Here is a 19,104-nt window from a genome sequence, read left to right as displayed (position 1 = left end):
GCATGACCTGGCGGAAATCTGCCCTGGCACGTTCCCGCCAGGTCCCGCGGGCGGGGCGGCATCCGCCCGGTCGGCTCATCGAACTTTTCACCCGTTCGGCCCCGCCCCTTCCGGCCCAGTCCAGCGCGCGGAATCGCGATCTTGCCCGCACGCTGCCAAAAGGGCCGCGCCCGCGGCCCCGTCCACGGTCTGCGCTCTCGGGAGGATCTGCCATGACCGTCAGTCTTGAGCAGCTGTATCGCTGCCACTTCGCCGTCGACCTGGGTGCCGCGCGCACCCGCGTCTACGTGAAGGGCCTCGGCCTCGCCGTCGACGAGCCGAGCGCGGCGGCGGTCAACACCCGCACCGGCGCGCTCATCGCGGTCGGCGAACTCGCGGAGAAGATGACCGGCCGCACGCCCGAGCACATCCGCGTCGTCCGCCCGATCTGCGGCGGCACCGTCGTCGACATCGAGATGGCCCAGCGCATGCTCCGCCACCTCCTCGGCGACAAACTCCGCCGTGCCCTGCGCCGCAAGCCCCGGCTGCGCGCGGCGGTCTGCACGCCGCACGACGCGGATCCGCTGGCGCGGCGCGCGGCCGTCGAGACGCTGGTCGGGCTCGGGGCGCGGCGCGTGGAGATGGTGGACACGCTCATCGCGGCGGCCGTCGGCTGCGGGCTCCCGGTGGAGCAGCCCGAGGCCACGATGGTCATCGTGTGCGGCACGGCGTCGACGCAGATCGCGGTGCTCTCGCTGGGCTCGATCGTGACGTCCGTCCGCGTCCCGGTCGGCGGCGAGGCCGTCGACCACGCGGTCGTCCAGCACCTGCGCCAGCAGCACGCGCTCCTGCTCCCCTCGCAGACCGTACGTCCCCTGCAACTCGCCCTGCGCGGCAACGGCCTGACCCCGCACGGCCCCGAGCGCACCGAGATCCACGGGCGCGACGTGACGACGGGCCTGGCCCGCTCGGTCCAGGTGGAGACGGCGGCGGTGCGCGACGCGATCCACACCCCGCTGACCGGCTTGCTCGACGGCATCAGCAAGGTGCTCCGCGACTGCCCGCCCGACCTCGTCGCCGACCTCGCGGAGCGCGGCATCATGATGGTCGGCGGCTCGGCCCGCCTCCCCGGCCTGGACGTCATGCTCAGCGAGGCGACAGGCATGCCGGTCCGCACGGCGGAACGCCCCGACGTCTGCGCGGTGCAGGGCCTCGGCGCGATGATGGAGGGCAAGATCCAGCCAATGGTCCTGGACCCGACAGGAAGCTGACCCGGGTCGCGTCGCTGGCGGCCACGGCCGCACGGGCGGGGCGGCTCTCTCGGCCCTGCCGTCACAGGCGCCCTGAGCGACCGCCCCGCCAGGGGCGCGGGGAACTGCGCGACCAGCCACGCACCACCCGCACGCGCCGTACGACCGCACGAGGCAGACGCGCATGCGCCCCACCAGGGGCGCGGGGAACTGCGCGACCAGCCACGCACGAGCCGCACACGCCATAGAACCCCGCGAAGCAGACGCGTCCGCGGCCCGGCGGGGGCTGAGCGCGCAGTTCCCCGCGCCCCTGAGGCAGACCTACTCGACCCCAGTCCAAGAACACCTGGCCCCCATGACCCCACCCCCCGAACCCCCCGCCGGCCTCCCCCTCCTCCTGGACGCAGTCCTGAACGTAGGTTCCGAGCTCGACCTGATGCCCACCCTCCAGCACCTGGTGGAGAGCGCGGTCGCCCTGACCGGGGCGAAACACGGAGTGCTGGGCGTGTTCGACCCGGTCCACGGCGGCCTGGTCGAGGCGGTCGGCACCGGGGACGTGCAGCCCGTCCTGCCCCCCGGAGAGGCCCCGGACGCCGTGGTCCACGCCCCGGACACCCTGGCCCTCCCCATCCACGTACAACACACCGTCTTCGGCCGCCTGCGCCTGACAGGAAGACCCCCCGGCACAGGCCGCACCGGATTCACCGACGACGACCTCGCCCTGCTGCGCATCCTCGCCACCCAGGCCGGCATCGCCCTCGGCAACGCCCGCCTGTACGACACCGCCAAGCAGCGCGAACGCTGGATCGAGGGCGCCGCCGCCGTGACCACGGCGCTGCTCACGGGCCGCGCGGGCGACGCCCTGACGACGGTCGCGGAACAGGCGCGGCTCCTCGCGGGGGCGGCCGCCGGGGTCGTGCTGCAGCCGACGGAGGCGGGCGGCATGGAGATCGTCGCGGCGGCCACGACGGACGACCCGCAGGAGCTGCTCGGCGCGACGATCCTGCCCGGCAGCGCGGTCCTGGAGCAGCTCCTGACCGGCGAGCCCGTCTTCATCGACGACTCGGCGACGGACCCGCGGATGACGACGGAGGTACGGTCCCGGTTCGGCCCGAGCATGATGCTGCCGCTGAAGGCCGACGGAAAGCTGATCGGCACGCTCGCCCTGCCCCGCGCCCCCGACGACCGCCCGTACACCTCGGTCGACCACCTCCTCGCCACCCAGTTCGCCACGCAGGCGGCGCTCGCCCTGGTCCTGGCGGAGGCGCAGGAGAGCCGCGAGCGCCTCGCCGTCTACGAGGACCGCGACCGCATCGCCCGCGACCTGCACGACCTCGTCGTCCAACGGCTTTTCGCGACGGGCATGATGCTCGAATCGACGCAGCGCCGCACCCAGGCCGAGGACGTCCGCGCAACGCTCGCGCAAGCCGTGGACGAGCTGGAGTCGACGATCCAGGAGGTCCGCACGACGATCTTCGCGCTGCAGCAGCCCCCGGCGGACGCCCCGACGACGTTCCGCGGCAAGGTGCTGCGCGAGACGGCGGGCGCCGCGGCGATCCTCGGCTTCACCCCGTCGGTGCACTTCACGGGCGCGGTGGAGGCGGCCCTCGCCGACCCGGTGCAGTCCCGTCTCCTGTCCCACCTGCGCCGCGCCCTGGCCACGGCGTCCCGCCGCCCGGGGGTCTCGCGCGTGGACGTGACGATCGACACCCGTACACCGCTGCCGGACGGCCGCGCCGGGGTGCGCCTGACGGTGTCGGACGACGGGGCCCACGAGGACGCGGAACCGGCCGCGCTGGTGTGGCACGCGCCGCGTTGATCGGCCGGTGCGGGCGACGGTCGCGCTGATCGGGTGACGAAAAGGCCGCCACGGTTTCCGTGACGGCCCCTCAGGCTACGTACGTCCTGGTCGCATCGTTTCTGCGCCAGGATGGTGGTGGGGCGGGTGGGACTCGAACCCGCATCAGTGACGCGTCTCACCTGCGAAAACGCGGCCGGAGCGGACATTTCCGCCTGTTTCCATCCCACCGCGTCGGCCTCGATCCTGCTCGATCAGGCGTCCGTTAGGCGTTCGCCACACCGCCCCCACACACTCGCCCCCACCCCGCACGAGCGCGCGAGGCTCAGCAATGAACCTAGCGATCTGCCCTCGGGTGCCACTGCACGGGGCACCTTGACCTGGTCGCTCGCATGCGACACTCCTTGAGGGGGCTCACTACGCTGCGTAACTGCGATCCGGCAGATAGGCCATTGAATCTCGTCCAGGTCTGGAACAAGGTTGCGACCGCGAGGATTACCCCCGCGGATACGGGGAGCACCGGAAGCCGATCCACTTCCGTACCTCCACCACGGGAACATCCCCGTGAGTTCGGGAAGCACGGGCACAGTGGCCGCATGTGCCGCCGCCTCGTGGGAACATCCCCGCGGGTGCGGGGAGAGTCCCGAATGCTCCGCCAGCAATCAGCGGCGTACGTCGCGCTGCTGCACTTCCTTGAGCGCCGCCGCCACCGTGGCGAAGTCGTTGTCCACGTGGAGCACCGTGTGACCGTGATGGACCGCCGTCGCACACACCAAGAGATCAATGGCTCCGGCGGCGCGGTGCTGCCCTTGCTGGGTGAGCTTGTACTGCGCGGTCTCCACCCAGCGCCACGCGTTCTTGGGAACCGGCGAGAACTGGCAGAGAGCATCCAGCTCTTCGGCCAACTCATCGCGGTGGGCCGGACTTGTGGCCGAGTAGAGGAACTCCGCCCTCGTGGGCTCGCAGATATGGAACACGCCTGCGGCGATATGCCCTTCCCAGGGCGGCAACGCCCCTGGGGTGCGGAAGAGGTGCCACAGGGCGGAAGTATCGAGGAGGTAGGTGATCACTCGAAGGCTGCCCGCCGGGCGCGCTTCGCGGCTGTATGCGCCGCAGCCGCAGCCTCGAACTCGCCCCGCTCACCCCGCGCGGCCAGCTTCTCGGCAGCCTCCAGCCGCTTGATGCGCGCCACGTAGTCCCGCAGAGCCCCGTTGACCGTCTCTTTCTTCGTCGAGACGCCCATGAGCCGCATCGCCTCGGCCAGCGCCTCGTCATCGAGATCAACCTGGGTAACAGACATACCAGCCACCCCTCACCGAGAGTCCATGATGTACATAACGACGATACATCACCAACATGGCCTTGTGGGGCCCCTCACGCAGGAGGCAGACACGACCCGATCGCTGAGAGGCCGCAAACCACGGGCACCACAAACCCCTGGCAGGGCACCGCACCCGAAAAGACGGGACTGCCTCGCTGGGGAACCAAGGGTGCGGATGCCCGGTGCAGGTGGACCCCTTACCGGAGGGGTGACTATCCCCGCGGGTGCGGGGAGCACCCTGCATCAGCGTGATCACCTTTTTCGAGTTCCAGCTCACCACGGACACGTACACGCACGTACTCCCGCAGCTGATGGCTGCGGGGGCTGAGGCCGTGATGTCGGTGGTTCCGCGAGCCCGCCCCGCCGAGTGACCGTGAGTCACGGCTTCGGGATGCCGCGCGCGAAGCGCCTGGGCAGCGCCACCTTGCAGCCTCGGGCAGCCTTCGGGCAGCCACTCCGTTCGGGTGGTCGTTTTGCCCGTTCGGAGCCGGGCAGGTTTTGACGCTGTATCAGGCAGGGAAGGCAAGAGCCCAGCTCAGAACGTTTCTGCGCTGGGCTCCTAGGTGGGGCGGGTGGGACTCGAACCCACGGCCGACGGATTATGAGTCCGCTGCTCTAACCGGCTGAGCTACCGCCCCGTAACGGCGCGCCGCGCACATGTGTGCGCGCCGTCTGCCGCAGCATAGCCGCTCATACGATCTCCTGCCTCGAATGGTCCGGCTCTGCACGACCTTGAGGACTCCGCGTGCGCGCACGCGGTTCCCCGGGGTGCGAAAAAGCCCCCCGGAGTGTCTCCGAAGGGCTTGTTCCGCAGCTCTCCCGACTGGACTCGAACCAGTAACCTGCCGGTTAACAGCCGGCTGCTCTGCCAATTGAGCTACAGGAGATCGAGCTCCCCCGACTGGACTCGAACCAGTAACCTGCCGGTTAACAGCCGGCTGCTCTGCCAATTGAGCTACAGGGGAATGCTTCATCTGCTTCGAACGCATCCACCTGGGTACTTGCCAGGCGGCGGGCGCTCGCTGCGACACATACATTAGCGCAAGCAGGGGGGTGCTCCGCCAATCGGTACCCCCTCAGTGATCACGACGAGCTACGGAAGGGTGGCCGCCATGCGCTACCGGCTCACATTCATCGCCGGTCTGGCCCTCGGTTACGTGCTGGGTACGCGCGCCGGGCGCGAGCGGTACGAGAAGCTGAAGAAGACCGCGCGCGAGGTCGCCCAGAACCCCGCTGTGCGCAACACCGCGGAGTCGGCGGCGCAGCAGACGCGGACCTACGCGGGCAAGGCCTTCAGCACGGTCAGCGAGAAGGTCGAGGGCCGTGTGCCGGACGCGGTCGCCGACCGGGTGCGTTCGCTGCGCGAGCGCACGAGCGCGACCGGCAGCGCGACCGGCGAGGACGACTGGGGTACGAGCAACACCTAGGCCCGGCCGGAGGCGCGGCACGGGAGTGTCCTGCGGTGCGGCAGAATTTCTGTCATGGGGATAGTCGCAGGGCTGGACAGTTCGCCCGATTTCACGCGCATTGTGGTTTGTGACGCCGACACCGGGGCCGTGCTGCGGCAGGGTTACGCCCCGCACCCGCTGGACCCGGTGGAGGGCGGCGGCCGCCCGTCGGACGTCGATCCCCAGGCGTGGCTGCTCTCGCTCGGCGAGGCGGCGGCCGGCGGGCTGCTCGAAGGCGTGCAGGCCATCGGGGTCTCCGCGCAGCAGAACGCGCTGGTGCCGCTGGACGGGCAGGGCAACACGGTGCGCCCGGCGCTGGTCGGCGGCGACAAGCGGGCGCAGTCGGCCGCCGCGGACCTGATCGACCGGTTCGGCTCGCGCGAGGCGTGGGCCGACGCCGTCGGCTCCGTACCGCAGGCGGCGCACCCGGTCACGAAGCTTCGCTGGCTGGCCCGCACGGAACCGGAGAACGCCCAGCGGGTGGCGTTGCTGCTCCAGGCCCACGACTGGCTGGTGTGGCAGCTCCTCGGCCGGCCCGCGCGCCGCACGACGGACCGTGGCGGCGCCTCCGGCAGCGGCTACTGGTCGGCCGCCGCCGGTTCCTGGCGCCCCGACCTCGTGGAGCTGGCGCTCGGCCGGCAGGCGATGCTGCCCGAGGTGCTCGGCCCGGGCGACGCGGCGGGCACGACCCCCGAAGGCCTGATCATCTCGGCGGGCACCGGCGAGACCATGGCCGCCGCCTTCGGGCTCGGTGTGATGGCCGGGGACGCCGTGGTCTCCCTCGGCGCGTCCGGCTCCGTGATGGCCGTGCACCACGAGGCGCTCACCGACTCCAGCGGCGCCATCACCTCACTCGCCGACGCGACCGGCATGCACCTGCCGGTCGTGCACACGTCGAACGCGGTACGGGCGCTGCGCGGCACCGCCGGGATGCTCGGCCTGGACGGAGGGCTGGAGGAGCTGTCCGAGCTGGCCATGAAGTCGACGGCGGGCGCCCACGGGCTCGTACTCCTGCCGTATCTGGAGGGCGAGAAGACGCCGAACCTGCCGCACACCGCCGGGACGCTCAGCGGCCTGCGGCGCGAATCCATGCGGCCCGAGCACCTGGCGCGGGCCTCCTTCGAGGGCATGGTGTGCGGGCTCGCGGACGCCATGGACGTACTGCGCGGGCGGGGCGTGGAGATCCGGCGGGTGTTCCTGCTGGGCGCCGCCGCCGAACTGCACGCCGTGCAGGCCGTGGCGCCGATGCTGTTCGGAGTGCAGGTCGTCGTGCCGCAGCCCGCGGACTACGCGGCGATCGGCGCGGCGCGGCAGGCCGCGTGGGCGCTGAAGGGGCAGCTGCCGCAGTGGCAGGGCGCGGCGGCGCAGGTCTTCGAGCCGGGCGAGGAGGCGGCCGTCGGACAGGCGGTGCGCCAGCAGTACCGGGCGGTGCGGGAGCAGATCCACCCGGGCGCGTTCTCGTAGGTCGCCGTACGGCTGTGTGGCAGGTCTTTGTCAGTTCTTGGGTCGGTCAGGTGCTTAATCGGTTGAGGTAACGCGGGTGGAGTGTCGGACGATGAGGGTCCATGCGTCCGCACTCCGGTGCGGACGCGACACTCCCCGGTCCACCGCTCACACTCAACGACCGCCGACACCGAGAGACCGAGCGTGCTCATACGACTCCTGCGGACCCACCTCAGTCCGTACAAGAAATCCATCGGGCTACTGGTGCTGCTGCAGTTCCTGCAGACCTGCGCCGCGCTGTACCTGCCCACACTGAACGCGGACATCATCGACAACGGTGTCGTGAACGGCGACACCGGCTACATCCTCCGGTTCGGCGCCCTGATGCTGGGCGTCACCGTCGTCCAGGTGGTGTGCAACACCGGCGCCGTGTTCTACGGCGCCCGGACCGCCGCCGCCCTCGGGCGTGACGTGCGCGGCGCCGTCTTCGACCGGGTGCAGTCCTTCTCGGCGCGCGAGGTCGGCCACTTCGGCGCTCCCTCGCTGATCACCCGGACCACCAACGACGTCCAGCAGGTCCAGATGCTGGCGCTGCTCTCGTTCACGCTGATGGTGTCGGCGCCGATCATGTGCGTAGGCGGCGTCGTCATGGCGCTCGGCCTCGACGTGCCGCTCTCGGGCGTGCTGCTGGCGGTGCTGCCCGTCATGGCGATCGTGCTCTCGCTGATCATCCGCAAGATGCGCCCGCTGTTCCGGTCGATGCAGACCAAGCTGGACACCGTGAACCGGGTGCTGCGCGAGCAGATCACCGGCAACCGCGTGATCCGCGCCTTCGTCCGCGACGACTTCGAGAAAGGCCGGTTCGGCGAGGCCAACCACGATCTGACCCAGACCTCGCTCGCGACCGGCCGGATCATGGCACTGATGTTCCCGTTCGTCATGACGATCGTGAATGTCGCCTCGATCGCCGTCGTCTGGTTCGGCGCGCACCGCATCGACAGCGGTCACATGCAGATCGGCGACCTGACCGCGTTCCTCGCGTATCTCATGCAGATCGTCATGAGTGTGATGATGGCCACCTTCATGTTCATGCAGGTGCCGCGCGCCGAGGTCTGTGCCGAGCGCATCCAGGAGATCCTCGACACCGAGTCGAGCGTCGTGCCGCCGAGCGAGAAGGCGTCCGTACGGGAGCTGCGCCGCCGCGGCCACCTGGAGATCCGCAGCGCCGAATTCGGCTACCCCGGCGCCGAGGAGCCGGTGCTGCGCTCCATCGACCTGACCGCGCTGCCCGGCGAGACCACCGCGATCATCGGTTCGACGGGCAGCGGCAAGTCGACGCTGCTCGGCCTGGTGCCGCGCCTGTACGACACCACGGCGGGCGCCGTGCACGTCGACGGCGAGGACGTCCGCACGATCGACCCCGAGCTCATGGCGAGAACCGTCGGCCTCGTCCCGCAGAAGCCGTACCTCTTCTCCGGAACGGTCGCCTCGAACCTCCGCTACGGGCGGCCCGACGCGACCGACGAGGAGCTGTGGCACGCCCTTGAAGTGGCGCAGGCCAAGGACTTCGTCAGCAAGCTGGAAGGCGGGCTCGACGCGCCCATCAGCCAAGGCGGCACGAACGTCTCCGGTGGTCAGCGCCAGCGCCTGGCCATCGCACGCACGCTCGTACAACAGCCGGAGATCTACCTCTTCGACGACTCCTTCTCCGCGCTCGACTACGCCACCGACGCCGCCCTGCGCCGGGCGCTCGGCAATGAGACGGCCGACTCGACGGTGGTGATCGTCGCCCAGCGCGTCGCCACCATCCGCGACGCCGACCGGATCATCGTCCTCGACGAGGGCCGGGTCGTCGGCGAGGGCCGCCATCACGAACTGATGGCCGACAACGAGACGTACCGGGAGATCGTCCTCTCCCAGCTGACGGAAGCGGAGGCCGCCTGATGAGCGGGCCGATGGCGGCACGGATGGCGGCCGGTGGTCCCGGTTCGCGTTCGATGGACTTCAAGAACTCCGGAAAACGGCTGCTCAAGCGGATGGCGGTGCACCGCTCGGCGGTGTTCGCCGTGCTCGGCGCGGTCGTCATCAGTGTGGGTCTCTCGGTGGTCGGGCCGAAGATCCTCGGCCACGCGACCGACCTCCTCTTCGGCGGGATCATCGGCGGCCGGCTCCCTGCCGGGCAGACCAAGGACCAGGTGATCGAGGGCCTGCGGGCCAAGGGCGACAACGGCATGGCCGACATGCTCGGCGGCGTCGACTTCACCCCCGGCCAGGGCGTCGACTTCGACGCGATCGGCCAGGTCCTGCTGCTCGCGCTCGCCGTCTTCGCGGTGTCCGGCTTCGCCATGATGATCGGCACCCGGCTGGCCAACCGGGTCATCAACCTGGCGGTGGCCCAGCTGCGCAAGGAGATGCAGGCGAAGCTGGCCCGGCTGCCCCTGTCGTACTACGACAAGCAGAAGCGCGGCGAGGTACTGAGCCGGGCGACCAACGACATCGACAACATCGGGCAGACGCTCCAGCAGACGATGGGCCAGATGCTCAACTCGCTGCTGACCATCGTCGGCGTCCTGGTGATGATGTTCTGGATCTCCTGGCTGCTCGCGCTCGTCGCACTCGTGACGGTGCCGCTCTCCGTGTTCGTCGCGGCGAAGGTCGGCAAGCGCTCACAGCCGCAGTTCGTCCAGCAGTGGCGGACGACCGGCGCGCTCAACGCGCACATCGAGGAGATGTACACGGGCCACAATCTGGTCAAGGTGTTCGGCCGGCAGAAGGAGTCGGCCGAGCAGTTCGCCGAGCAGAACGAGGCGCTCTACGAGGCGTCGTTCAAGGCGCAGTTCAACAGCGGCATCATGCAGCCGCTGATGTTCTTCATCTCGAACCTGAACTACGTGCTCGTGGCCGTCGTCGGCGGCCTGCGGGTCGCCTCGGGGTCGCTCTCCATCGGCGACGTACAGGCGTTCATCCAGTACTCGCGCCAGTTCTCGATGCCGCTGACGCAGGTCGCGTCGATGGCGAACCTCGTCCAGTCGGGCGTCGCCTCCGCCGAGCGGATCTTCGAACTGCTCGACGCCGAGGAGCAGTCGGCCGACCCCGTACCGGGCGAGAAGCCGGCCGACCTGCGCGGCCGCGTCGAGTTCGAGCACGTCGCCTTCCGCTACGAGGAGGACAAGCCGCTCATCGAGGACCTGTCCCTGACGGCGGACCCCGGCCACACGGTCGCCATCGTCGGCCCGACCGGCGCGGGCAAGACCACCCTCGTCAATCTGCTCCTGCGGTTCTACGAGGTCACCGGCGGGCGGATCACGCTCGACGGGGTCGACGTCGCGAAGATGGACCGCGACGAGCTGCGCGCCGGGATCGGCATGGTCCTCCAGGACACCTGGCTGTTCGGCGGCACGATCGCGGACAACATCGCGTACGGCGCCGCGAAGGACGTGACCCGGGCGGATGTCGAGGCGGCGGCGAAGGCGGCGCACGCCGACCGGTTCATCCGGACCCTGCCGGACGGTTACGACACCGTCATCGACGACGACGGCACCGGCGTCAGCGCCGGTGAGAAGCAGCTCATCACCATCGCGCGGGCGTTCCTGTCGGACCCGGTGATCCTCGTGCTCGACGAGGCGACCTCCTCCGTCGACACCCGGACCGAGGTGCTGATCCAGAAGGCGATGGCGCGGCTCGCCTCCGGGCGTACCTCGTTCGTCATCGCGCACCGTCTTTCGACGATCCGCGATGCCGACACGATTCTCGTCATGGAGAACGGGTCGATCGTCGAGCAGGGTTCGCACGATGAGCTGGTCGGCTCCGGCGGGGCGTATCAGCGGTTGTACGAGGCTCAGTTCGCGCAGGCGGTCGCCGAGGTCGACTGATCGCCGCAGGGGCGTGGGGCCGGGTGTCGAGCACCGCCTCGTGTGGCTGACCGCGCCCACGCGGCGGATCGGCAGATCGGCACGGCCCCGCGCCCCTGGGCGGCTTCAGTCCAGGTAGCCCCTCAGCTGGTCCGCGAAGGCGTGGTCGCGGAGCTTGTTCAGCGTCTTCGACTCGATCTGGCGGATTCGTTCCCGGGTGACTCCGAAGATCCGGCCGATCTCCTCAAGCGTGCGGGGGCGGCCGTCCGCCAAGCCGTAGCGGAGCTGGACCACCTTGCGTTCACGCTCTCCCAGGGTGGAGAGCACGGCCTCCAGGTGTTCCCTGAGCAGGAGGAACGCCGCCGATTCGACGGGGCTCGTGGCGTCGCCGTCCTCGATGAGATCGCCGAGGGCGACGTCGTCCTCCTCGCCCACCGGGGCATGCAGCGAGACCGGCTCCTGGGCGAGGCGCAGCACTTCGCTGACGCGCTCGTGCGGGAGGTCGAGGTGGGCCGCCACCTCCTGCGGGGTCGGCTCGTAGCCGCGCTCCTGGAGCATCCGGCGCTGGACGCGGACGACCCGGTTGATGAGCTCGACGACGTGCACGGGGACCCGGATGGTGCGGGCCTGGTCGGCGAGGGCACGGCTCATGGCCTGCCGGATCCACCAGGTCGCGTAGGTGGAGAACTTGTAGCCGCGGGCGTAGTCGAACTTCTCCACGGCGCGGATCAGGCCGAGGTTGCCCTCCTGGACCAGGTCGAGCATGGTGAGGCCGCGTCCGACGTAACGCTTGGCGACGGAGACGACGAGGCGGAGGTTCGCCTCGATGAGGCGGCGCTTGGCCATCCGCCCCATGACCACCAACTTGTCGAGGTCGAGGGCGAGTTGGGAGTCGAGGTCGGGCGCGTGGGCGAGCTTCTCCTCGGCGAACAGGCCCGCTTCGACGCGCCGTGCCAGCTCCACCTCCTCGGCCGCGGTGAGCAGCGGAATGCGACCGATCTCGCGCAGGTACTGGCGGAACAGGTCGGAGGAGGGGCTCGCGGTCTCCGTACGGGTGGCGCGCACGGGCTCGGGCGGCTCGACCGTCTCGGGTTCCTCCGGCGCCTCGGGGCGCTCCGCCGTCTCGGGGCGGTGCGCCACGCGGCTCTGCGGCGGCACCGTGGCGAGAGCCTCCCCGTCGGCGGCGTCGGGATCGGCGGGAGCCTGCGCTGTGCTGTCGCGCTGGGTGAGGGTCTGGGTCTGCACGGGGGCGACCTCCATAGTGATCGCTGCTGAGGCGTGCGGCTGGGGGGCGGAAGCGGCGGCCGCGCCGCTGTCCGTCCCGTACGCGATGAGCGGAACCGCGGGGGTGTCGGACCCGGTGTCCGGGTTCCGGCCGCGCTCCGAGGACTCAGGCACCGGAACCCAGTGTGGAGTACGACACAGCGCCGCTACGAGGGGCGTGCGTTGACTTTCTGAGTCCGGTGCGTGACCAAGCGGTTACCGAGCTGTACGAGTGCCCGCTCTTCCCGCCTTCGAACACGCCGAAACGGCGCGTGACAGTGCGGCCCGGCGCCTACAGCGCGGCCGCGCCCCGCTCGCGCAGAGCCTGGTCGTACTGCTGGAGGACCCACAACTCGTTCTGTACGGCAACCAGTTGGGCCGGGTCGCCGCCGGAGCCGAGGCGGGTGAAGGTGCCCTGCATGTCGCGGATGCGGCGCTCGACGGCGCGCCTGCGGACGGTGACGAGCTGATCGCCCGCGTACACCTCGTCGACCGTTTTGCGGTGGATCGCCTCGACGGCCAGCTCGGTGACCATGGCGCGCACCGCGTCGTCCGGCGCCGCGTCGCGGACGCGGACCAGGTACTCGTGCGGTTCGCTCGTGCCCTGCTCGGCGCCGCCCGCCTCCAGGATCGCCAGGCGTACGGCCGCGTAGGGCGGGGCGGTGAACTCGTCGATGCCGTACGCGTCGAACGCCGGGGAGACCAGGTGGGGGTGTTGCAGCGCGAGCTTGAGCAGCTCGCGCTCGGTGGCGTAGACGGGGTTGCGCAGGGTGAGCGCGGGGCCGCCGAAGGCGGGGGCGGCCGGGGCGGCCGTCTCGGGCACCGGGCGGCCGCCGCGTCCGGCCGGGGCCGGGCCCTTGCCGCCGCGGTCGCGGGCCCAGCGGGCGAGCTGGGCGACGCGCTTGACGACGAACTGGGTGTCGAGGATGCCGAGCATCCCGGCGAGCTGGACGGCGACCTCGTGCTGCGAGGCGCTGTTCTTGATGCGGGCGACGACGGGCGCGGCCTCGTCGAGCGCGGCGGCGCGCCCGGCGGGGGTCTCCAGGTCGTACCGCGAGACGATCTGGCGCAGCGCGAACTCGAAGAGCGGCGTACGCGGCTCGACCAGCTCGGCGACGGCCTCGTCCCCCTTGGCCAGGCGCAGGTCGCAGGGGTCCATGTTGTCCGGCGCGATGGCGATGTACGTCTCGGCGGCGAACTTCTGGTCGTCCTCGAAGGCGCGCAGGGCGGCCTTCTGCCCGGCGGCGTCCCCGTCGAAGGTGAAGATGACCCGTGCGGACCCGTTGTCCATGAGGAGACGGCGCAGGATCTTGATGTGATCGCCGCCGAAGGCGGTGCCACAGGTGGCGATGGCGGTGGTGATCCCGGCCAGATGGCACGCCATGACATCGGTGTAACCCTCGACCACGACCGCCCGGGAGGTCTTGGCGATCTCCTTCTTGGCCAGGTCGATGCCGTACAGGACCTGTGACTTCTTGTAGATCGGGGTCTCGGGCGTGTTCAGGTACTTCGGCCCGTTGTCGTCCTCGCGCAGGCGGCGGGCGCCGAAGCCGACGACCTCGCCGCCGATGTCGCGGATCGGCCACATGAGGCGCCCGCGGAACCGGTCGATGGGCCCGCGGCGCCCCTCCTGGGAGAGCCCGGAGAGGGTCAGCTCCTTGTCGGTGAAGCCCTTGCCGCGCAGGAAGCGGGTCAGATGGTCCCAGCCGGCCGGGCTGTAGCCGACGCCGAAGTGCGCGGCGGCGGCCTGGTCGAAACCGCGCTCGGCGAGGAAGGCGCGGCCGATCTCGGCTTCGGGGGACTCCAGCTGATCGATGTAGAACTGGGCGGCGACCTTGTGCGCCTCGACGAGGCGGATGCGCTCGCCGCGCTGGTGGGAGGGGTTGTAGCCGCCCTCTTCGTAGCGCAGGGTGATGCCGGCCTGGCCGGCCAGGCGCTCGACCGCCTCGGAGAAGGTGAGGTGGTCGATCTTCATCACGAACGTGATGGTGTCGCCACCCTCCTGGCAGCCGAAGCAGTGGAAGAACCCCTTGCTCGGGCTGACCTGGAAGGACGGCGACTTCTCGTCGTGGAACGGGCACAGGCCCTTCAGGTTCCCGCCGCCCGCGTTGCGCAACTGCAGGTACTCGGAGACCACGGCGTCGATCGGGACCGCGTCCCGAACAGCCTTCACGTCCTCGTCGTTGATCCTGCCAGCCACGCGAGAATTCTACGGCCCGCCACTGACACCCTCGTCACTCCGGCGTCGCGCGGACGAGAGATCACAGAAGATCACCGAGGGGGACGGTCGGGTCGGAGAGCCGCTCGGTGCCGGGCCGCACGCCCGACCGGATGAGCTGCTGGATGTGGTCAGTGACATCCCACACATTCACGTTCATCCCGGCGAGGACCTGCCCGTCCCTCAGCCAGAAGGCGATGAACTCGCGCTTGCCCGCATTGCCGCGCAGCACGACCTGGTCGTACGAGCCCGGGGGCGCCCAGCCCGAGTACTCCAGGCCGACGTCGTACTGGTCGGAGAAGAAGTAGGGCACGCGGTCGTAGGTGACGTCCTGGCCGAGCATGGCGCGGGCGGCGGCGGGCCCGCCGTTCAGCGCGTTGGCCCAGTGCTCGACACGCAGCCGCTGGGTGTAGAGGGGGTGCTCGAGGGCGGCCACGTCACCGGCGGCGTAGATGTCGGGGTCGGAGGTGCGCAGCGACGTGTCGACGGCGATGCCGCCGCCGTACCGCCGGTCGACGAGAGCCAGGCCCGCGTGCTCGGCGAGAGCGGTGCGCGGGGCGGCGCCGATCGCGGCGAGGACGTCGTGGGCGGGGTGCTCCTCGCCGTCGTCGGTGAGCGCGGCGAGGACCAGGCCGTCCTGACCGGAGATCTCGGTGAGCCGGGCGCCGAAGTGGAAGCGGACGCCGTGGTCGCTGTGGAGCTCGGTGAAGATCTGCCCGACCTCGGGCCCGAGCACGGAGTGCAGCGGGGTCGCCTCCGGCTCGACCACGGTCACCTCGGCGCCGAACTCGCGCGCGGCGGCGGCGACCTCCAGGCCGATCCAGCCGGCGCCCGCGATGACGAGGTGCCCGTTGTCGCGCCCGAGCGAGCCGAGGACGTTCTTCAGCCGGTCGGCGTGGGCGAGGCGGCGCAGGTGGTGGACGCCGACGAGGTCCGTGCCGGGGATGTCGAGGCGGCGCGGCTCGGCGCCGGTGGCGAGGAGGAGCTTGTCGTAGCGGATGACCGTGGAGTCGCCGAGCCGGACCGTCCTCAGGTCGCGGTCGACGGCGGTGACCGGCTGCCCGAGGTGCAGCTCGACGTCGTTGCTCGCGTACCAGGCGGGTTCGTGGACGAAAACGCTCTCCCGCTCCTCCTTGCCCTGGAGGTAGCCCTTGGACAGGGGCGGGCGCTCGTACGGGTGGTCCAGCTCGTCACCGATGAGGATCACCCGCCCGGTGAACCCCTCCGCGCGGAGCGTCTCGGCCGCCTTGGCGCCGGCGAGCCCTCCTCCGACGATGACGAACGTCTGGTCCGCGTCGACCACTTGATGCCTCCTCGTTGCGCTGCCGTCATATGCGAGCGTCCCGCACGCAGCGTGATGCGGGAAGGGGGCGTGACCCGATCAGGGCACCAGAACCCAGTGCCCGGGAACGGAACCGTCACACTTCGTGTCCGACCGACAGTCGGGCGTGCAGGGAGCGCGCCGACGCGTCGGTCAGGGACGCGATCTGGTCGACGATGACGCGCTTCCTCGTACGGTCGTCGGGCGCGTCGTCGAACAGGGCGCGGAACTGGGGGTCGAGCCCCTCCGGCGCACGCGCCGTCAGCGCCTCGGCCAGCTCGGCGACGACGACGCGCTGGTCGGCGCGGAGCCGCTCCTGCTGCGGCCGCTGCATCACGTACCGGTCGGCGACCGCCTTGAGGACGGCGCACTCGTACCGGGCGGCGCGCGGCACGACCAGCTCGGCGGCGTACCGCGTGAGGCGCCCGGTGCCGTACCGCGCGCGGGTGGCGGTCTCGGCGGCGAGGCAGAAGCGCCCGATGAGCTGACTGGTGGCGTCCTTGAGCCGGGCCTGGGAGACGGCGGTGCCGTCGTACCCGTGCGGCCACCATTCCTGGTCGAGGAGCCGGTCGAGGGCGGCGGCGAGTTCGGCGGGGTCGGTGTCGGCGGGCACGTAACGGCCGAGAGCGACGGCGAAGACGTCGGCGCGTTCGGGCTCGGCGTGCAGCATGCCCGGATCGAGGTGTCCCGCGTGCAGCCCGTCCTCAAGGTCGTGCACGGAGTACGCGACATCGTCGGCCCAGTCCATGACCTGCGCCTCGAAGCACGTCCGGCGCCCGGGTGCCCCTTTCCTGACCCAGTCGAAGACGGGCCGGTCGTCCCCGTAGACCCCGAACTTGACCGAGCCCGGATCGCTCGGGTGCTCACCGCGCGGCCACGGGTACTTGGTGGCGGCGTCGAGAGCGGCCCGCGTCAGATTGAGCCCGACGCTGACCAGCTCCCCGCCCTCGGCGGACCGCACGAACCGCTTGGGCTCGATCCGGGTGAGAAGCCGCAGGGACTGCGCGTTCCCTTCGAACCCCCCGCAGTCCTCGGCCACTTCGTTGAGAGCCTGCTCACCGTTGTGCCCGAAGGGCGGATGCCCCATGTCGTGCGAAAGACAAGCGGTCTCGACCAGATCCGGATCGCACCCGAGCGCCGCACCCAGTTCCCGCCCCACCTGCGCGCACTCGAGCGAATGCGTGAGCCGCGTCCGGGGGCTGGCGTCCCAGTGCAGACTGCGTGTGCCCGGCGTGACGACCTGCGTCTTGCCCGCGAGCCTGCGCAGCGCCGAGGAGTGCAGGACGCGGGCCCGGTCGCGCTGGAACGCGGTGCGCCCCGGGCGCTTGTCGGGCTCGGCGGCCCAGCGCTCGACGTCCGCCTCGTCGTACGTACCGGAGCCTTCGTCCGTGGTGTTCATGCCCCGACATTAAGGCCAGGCACCGACAAAGGGCGGGTGACCGCCGAGGTCAGGCGGGCGCGAGCTGCCGCGCGGGCCGCACGGGCGAGAGCAGGGCGCGGTCGTGGCGGTGCAGGACGAGCCGGGCGACGCCGGGATGGGCCCCGAGCGGCGCGGCGACAGGACCGTCGCCGAACGCGTCGGCCGCCTCCGTGGCGAACCGACCGGGCGCGGTGAAGTAGGAGGCGAGGGCGTACTGGTGACACCCCTGCCCGGCGAGATCGCGAAGGGCGGCGGCCACCCCGGCCCCGCCCCCGGAGGCATACGCGGGCACGACCGGGACCCCGAGCCGCTCAGCGAGCCGGCCGGCAGTACGGCGCGTATCCACACGGGCATCGGGATCCCTCGACCCGGAGGCGGCGAGCACGACCCCTCCCTGCCCGTCCCACCCGCTCTCCACCAGCCGGTCGTGCAGGGCGTCGACGAGCAACGGGTGCGGCCCGAGCGGATCGGCGACACGGGTGACCAGGTGCCGGGCGGCTTCGGCGGCACGGGGCAGATCCCGCTTGACGTGATACCCGCGCGACAACAGCAGGGGCACGAGAACGGCGCGCCGCCCGTGGCCGAGCCCGTCCAGCACATCCCCGAGCAAGGGCTCGTTCAGCTCGATGTGGGCGAGCCGGACGTCGAGGAGCGGCCGCAGCTCCCGCACCCGCTCGACGAGTTCACGGACGGTGGCCAGGGCACGCGGGTCACGGCTGCCATGGGCGACAAGGACCAGGGTGCTGCTGTCGAATTCCGTCATGGGCTGATCGTGCCGGTCCCGGATTGCGTACCTGTTGCCCCTCGATGACGGACGATTGCCCGGGCTTCACGGCGCGGCGGACCGCACGGTGAGCACGACACACCCGAACCGTCCACCCCCGTGGAACGTCTCTCACCTCAGAGAACGAAATTCCGTCACCCCCTGGGAGCCGCATGCGCCCGCACTCGCTCCGCACCCGCCGGACACAACGACGGACGATGCAGGCGCTGATGACGCTCTGCGTACTGGCGCTGCTTCCCTCCGCCTGGCTGTTCATCTCGACCGGCGACCGCCTGCGCTCGACGGCGGACGCGCCCCGCACCGGGGTGGCGATGGTGTTCGGAGCGGGCCTGTGGCAGGGCGAACCCTCCCCGTACCTGGCGCACCGCCTGGACGCGGCGGCCGAGCTGTACCGCGCGGGCAAGGTCCGCGCCGTCCTGGTCACGGGCGACAACAGCCGTACGGACTACGACGAGCCGGACGCGATGCGCGCGTACCTGACCCGGCACGGGGTGCCGGACAGGGCGGTGGTCAGCGACTACGCGGGTTTCGACACATGGGACTCATGCGCGCGGGCGAAGAGGATATTCGGGGTGAGGGAAGCGATCCTGCTCAGCCAGGACTTCCACATCCGCCGGGCGGTGGCACTGTGCGAGGCGGCAGGCGTCACCTCGTACGGCGTGGGAGTGGCCGAGAAGCACGACGTGACCTGGTACGCGGGCGGAGCGCGCGAGGTGCTGGCGGCGAGCAAGGCGGCGCTGGACGCAGTGGTCCGTCCGGACCCGCACTTTCTGGGGGCACGGGAGGACGGCATCGACAGGGCGCTGGGCGCCGCCCGTTAGGGCATCCGCCGGCGGCGGGCAGCCGCTTGGTTCACGTCCTCGTACAGCGACACCGGCGGCCAGTGCACAGAGGTCGCCACGAACGTCGCCGCCTCGCGCGGTCCGGCCGGGCTGTTCCCCTCCGTCGCGGCGGGCGTCAGGGCCGACGCCCGCTGACCTCACACCCGCCCGCGGCCCGCTGCGAGAC

16 protein-coding genes and 3 tRNA genes are annotated in these 19,104 nt (G+C 70.9%); 9 read left to right on the top strand and 10 right to left on the bottom strand.

Annotated features, from left to right (window positions below; genetic code table 11):
• The first annotated feature begins 212 nt into the window (after positions 1 to 212).
• Positions 213 to 1,250, top strand: coding sequence for a rod shape-determining protein (locus ACH4RC_RS06410; RefSeq protein ID WP_398195989.1), 1,038 nt, complete (start codon positions 213 to 215; stop codon positions 1,248 to 1,250).
• A gap of 334 nt (positions 1,251 to 1,584) precedes the next feature.
• Positions 1,585 to 3,048 carry a GAF domain-containing sensor histidine kinase gene (locus ACH4RC_RS06405; protein WP_398195986.1) on the top strand — a complete coding sequence of 488 codons (1,464 nt, stop codon included), beginning with the start codon at positions 1,585 to 1,587 and terminating at the stop codon, positions 3,046 to 3,048.
• Between the two features lie 641 nt (positions 3,049 to 3,689).
• Here the strand turns inward: ACH4RC_RS06405 and ACH4RC_RS06400 are convergent.
• The gene (locus tag ACH4RC_RS06400; protein ID WP_398195983.1) at positions 3,690 to 4,097 is read right to left on the bottom strand and encodes a PIN domain nuclease; all 408 of its coding nucleotides are present in this window, start codon (positions 4,095 to 4,097) and stop codon (positions 3,690 to 3,692) included.
• Positions 4,094 to 4,327: a type II toxin-antitoxin system VapB family antitoxin gene (locus ACH4RC_RS06395; protein WP_398195981.1), complete on the bottom strand. Its 234-nt coding sequence runs from the start codon at positions 4,325 to 4,327 to the stop codon at positions 4,094 to 4,096. Before ACH4RC_RS06395 ends, ACH4RC_RS06400 begins: the two co-directional genes overlap by 4 nt.
• 269 nt (positions 4,328 to 4,596) lie before the next feature.
• Between ACH4RC_RS06395 and ACH4RC_RS06390 the strand changes: the two genes are divergently transcribed.
• Positions 4,597 to 4,719: a hypothetical protein gene (locus ACH4RC_RS06390; protein ID WP_398195978.1), complete on the top strand. Its 123-nt coding sequence runs from the start codon at positions 4,597 to 4,599 to the stop codon at positions 4,717 to 4,719.
• 193 nt (positions 4,720 to 4,912) lie between these two features.
• Here the strand turns inward: ACH4RC_RS06390 and ACH4RC_RS06385 are convergent.
• The 3 genes from ACH4RC_RS06385 to ACH4RC_RS06375 all read right to left on the bottom strand — a co-directional run bounded on the left by ACH4RC_RS06385 (position 4,913) and on the right by ACH4RC_RS06375 (position 5,313).
• Positions 4,913 to 4,986, bottom strand: a tRNA-Ile gene (locus tag ACH4RC_RS06385).
• Positions 4,987 to 5,162: 176 nt separating this feature from the next.
• Positions 5,163 to 5,235, bottom strand: a tRNA-Asn gene (locus ACH4RC_RS06380).
• A 5-nt stretch (positions 5,236 to 5,240) separates the two neighbouring features.
• Positions 5,241 to 5,313, bottom strand: a tRNA-Asn gene (locus tag ACH4RC_RS06375).
• A gap of 147 nt (positions 5,314 to 5,460) precedes the next feature.
• Between ACH4RC_RS06375 and ACH4RC_RS06370 the strand changes: the two genes are divergently transcribed.
• From ACH4RC_RS06370 to ACH4RC_RS06355, 4 genes are all read left to right on the top strand, one after another.
• Positions 5,461 to 5,775 (top strand): YtxH domain-containing protein, encoded by a 315-nt coding sequence (locus tag ACH4RC_RS06370; protein ID WP_398195976.1) that lies wholly within the window; start codon positions 5,461 to 5,463, stop codon positions 5,773 to 5,775.
• Between the two features lie 54 nt (positions 5,776 to 5,829).
• A complete protein-coding gene (locus ACH4RC_RS06365) occupies positions 5,830 to 7,260 on the top strand; it encodes an FGGY family carbohydrate kinase (protein ID WP_398195973.1) in 1,431 nt (476 codons plus the stop codon).
• A 183-nt stretch (positions 7,261 to 7,443) separates the two neighbouring features.
• Entirely contained in the window at positions 7,444 to 9,183 is a 1,740-nt protein-coding gene (locus tag ACH4RC_RS06360; RefSeq protein ID WP_398195970.1) for an ABC transporter ATP-binding protein, read from the top strand.
• Positions 9,183 to 11,111 (top strand): ABC transporter ATP-binding protein, encoded by a 1,929-nt coding sequence (locus tag ACH4RC_RS06355; RefSeq protein ID WP_398195967.1) that lies wholly within the window; start codon positions 9,183 to 9,185, stop codon positions 11,109 to 11,111. The genes ACH4RC_RS06360 and ACH4RC_RS06355 overlap by 1 nt, the downstream gene beginning before the upstream one ends.
• Before the next feature lie 105 nt (positions 11,112 to 11,216).
• Here ACH4RC_RS06355 and ACH4RC_RS06350 read toward each other — a convergent pair whose 3' ends face one another.
• The 5 genes from ACH4RC_RS06350 to ACH4RC_RS06330 form a co-directional block, all read right to left on the bottom strand.
• The gene (locus tag ACH4RC_RS06350) at positions 11,217 to 12,488 is read right to left on the bottom strand and encodes an RNA polymerase sigma factor (RefSeq protein ID WP_398195964.1); all 1,272 of its coding nucleotides are present in this window, start codon (positions 12,486 to 12,488) and stop codon (positions 11,217 to 11,219) included.
• Positions 12,489 to 12,645: 157 nt separating this feature from the next.
• Positions 12,646 to 14,553 (bottom strand): DNA primase, encoded by a 1,908-nt coding sequence (dnaG, locus tag ACH4RC_RS06345; RefSeq protein WP_398195962.1) that lies wholly within the window; start codon positions 14,551 to 14,553, stop codon positions 12,646 to 12,648.
• A gap of 61 nt (positions 14,554 to 14,614) precedes the next feature.
• Positions 14,615 to 15,874, bottom strand: coding sequence for an NAD(P)/FAD-dependent oxidoreductase (locus ACH4RC_RS06340; protein WP_398195960.1), 1,260 nt, complete (start codon positions 15,872 to 15,874; stop codon positions 14,615 to 14,617).
• A gap of 115 nt (positions 15,875 to 15,989) precedes the next feature.
• Positions 15,990 to 17,291 (bottom strand): deoxyguanosinetriphosphate triphosphohydrolase, encoded by a 1,302-nt coding sequence (locus tag ACH4RC_RS06335; RefSeq protein ID WP_398195958.1) that lies wholly within the window; start codon positions 17,289 to 17,291, stop codon positions 15,990 to 15,992.
• A gap of 49 nt (positions 17,292 to 17,340) precedes the next feature.
• Positions 17,341 to 18,075, bottom strand: coding sequence for a sirohydrochlorin chelatase (locus tag ACH4RC_RS06330; RefSeq protein ID WP_398195955.1), 735 nt, complete (start codon positions 18,073 to 18,075; stop codon positions 17,341 to 17,343).
• A gap of 173 nt (positions 18,076 to 18,248) precedes the next feature.
• On the opposite strand from ACH4RC_RS06330, the gene ACH4RC_RS06325 reads away from it, so the two are divergent.
• Together ACH4RC_RS06325 and ACH4RC_RS06320 are read left to right on the top strand one after the other, a co-directional pair.
• Entirely contained in the window at positions 18,249 to 18,917 is a 669-nt protein-coding gene (locus ACH4RC_RS06325; RefSeq protein WP_398195953.1) for a vancomycin high temperature exclusion protein, read from the top strand.
• A gap of 3 nt (positions 18,918 to 18,920) precedes the next feature.
• A complete protein-coding gene (locus tag ACH4RC_RS06320; protein WP_398197813.1) occupies positions 18,921 to 19,073 on the top strand; it encodes a DUF397 domain-containing protein in 153 nt (50 codons plus the stop codon).
• The last annotated feature ends 31 nt before the right edge of the window (positions 19,074 to 19,104 follow it).

The organism is Streptomyces sp. NPDC016845, from assembly GCF_044332585.1.
Classification (GTDB): domain Bacteria; phylum Actinomycetota; class Actinomycetes; order Streptomycetales; family Streptomycetaceae; genus Streptomyces.
The sequence above is the reverse complement of the archived record's forward strand: the minus strand, read 5'-3'. Positions and strand labels throughout refer to the sequence as shown.

Coding starts and splice junctions, on each gene's coding strand:
- ACH4RC_RS06410 (WP_398195989.1), top strand. CDS start 213: ATGACCGTCAGTCTTGAGCAGCTGTATCGCTGCCACTTCGCCGTCGAC.
- ACH4RC_RS06405 (WP_398195986.1), top strand. CDS start 1,585: ATGACCCCACCCCCCGAACCCCCCGCCGGCCTCCCCCTCCTCCTGGAC.
- ACH4RC_RS06395 (WP_398195981.1), bottom strand. CDS start 4,327: ATGTCTGTTACCCAGGTTGATCTCGATGACGAGGCGCTGGCCGAGGCG.
- ACH4RC_RS06370 (WP_398195976.1), top strand. CDS start 5,461: ATGCGCTACCGGCTCACATTCATCGCCGGTCTGGCCCTCGGTTACGTG.
- ACH4RC_RS06365 (WP_398195973.1), top strand. CDS start 5,830: ATGGGGATAGTCGCAGGGCTGGACAGTTCGCCCGATTTCACGCGCATT.
- ACH4RC_RS06355 (WP_398195967.1), top strand. CDS start 9,183: ATGAGCGGGCCGATGGCGGCACGGATGGCGGCCGGTGGTCCCGGTTCG.
- ACH4RC_RS06335 (WP_398195958.1), bottom strand. CDS start 17,291: ATGAACACCACGGACGAAGGCTCCGGTACGTACGACGAGGCGGACGTC.
- ACH4RC_RS06330 (WP_398195955.1), bottom strand. CDS start 18,075: ATGACGGAATTCGACAGCAGCACCCTGGTCCTTGTCGCCCATGGCAGC.
- ACH4RC_RS06325 (WP_398195953.1), top strand. CDS start 18,249: ATGCGCCCGCACTCGCTCCGCACCCGCCGGACACAACGACGGACGATG.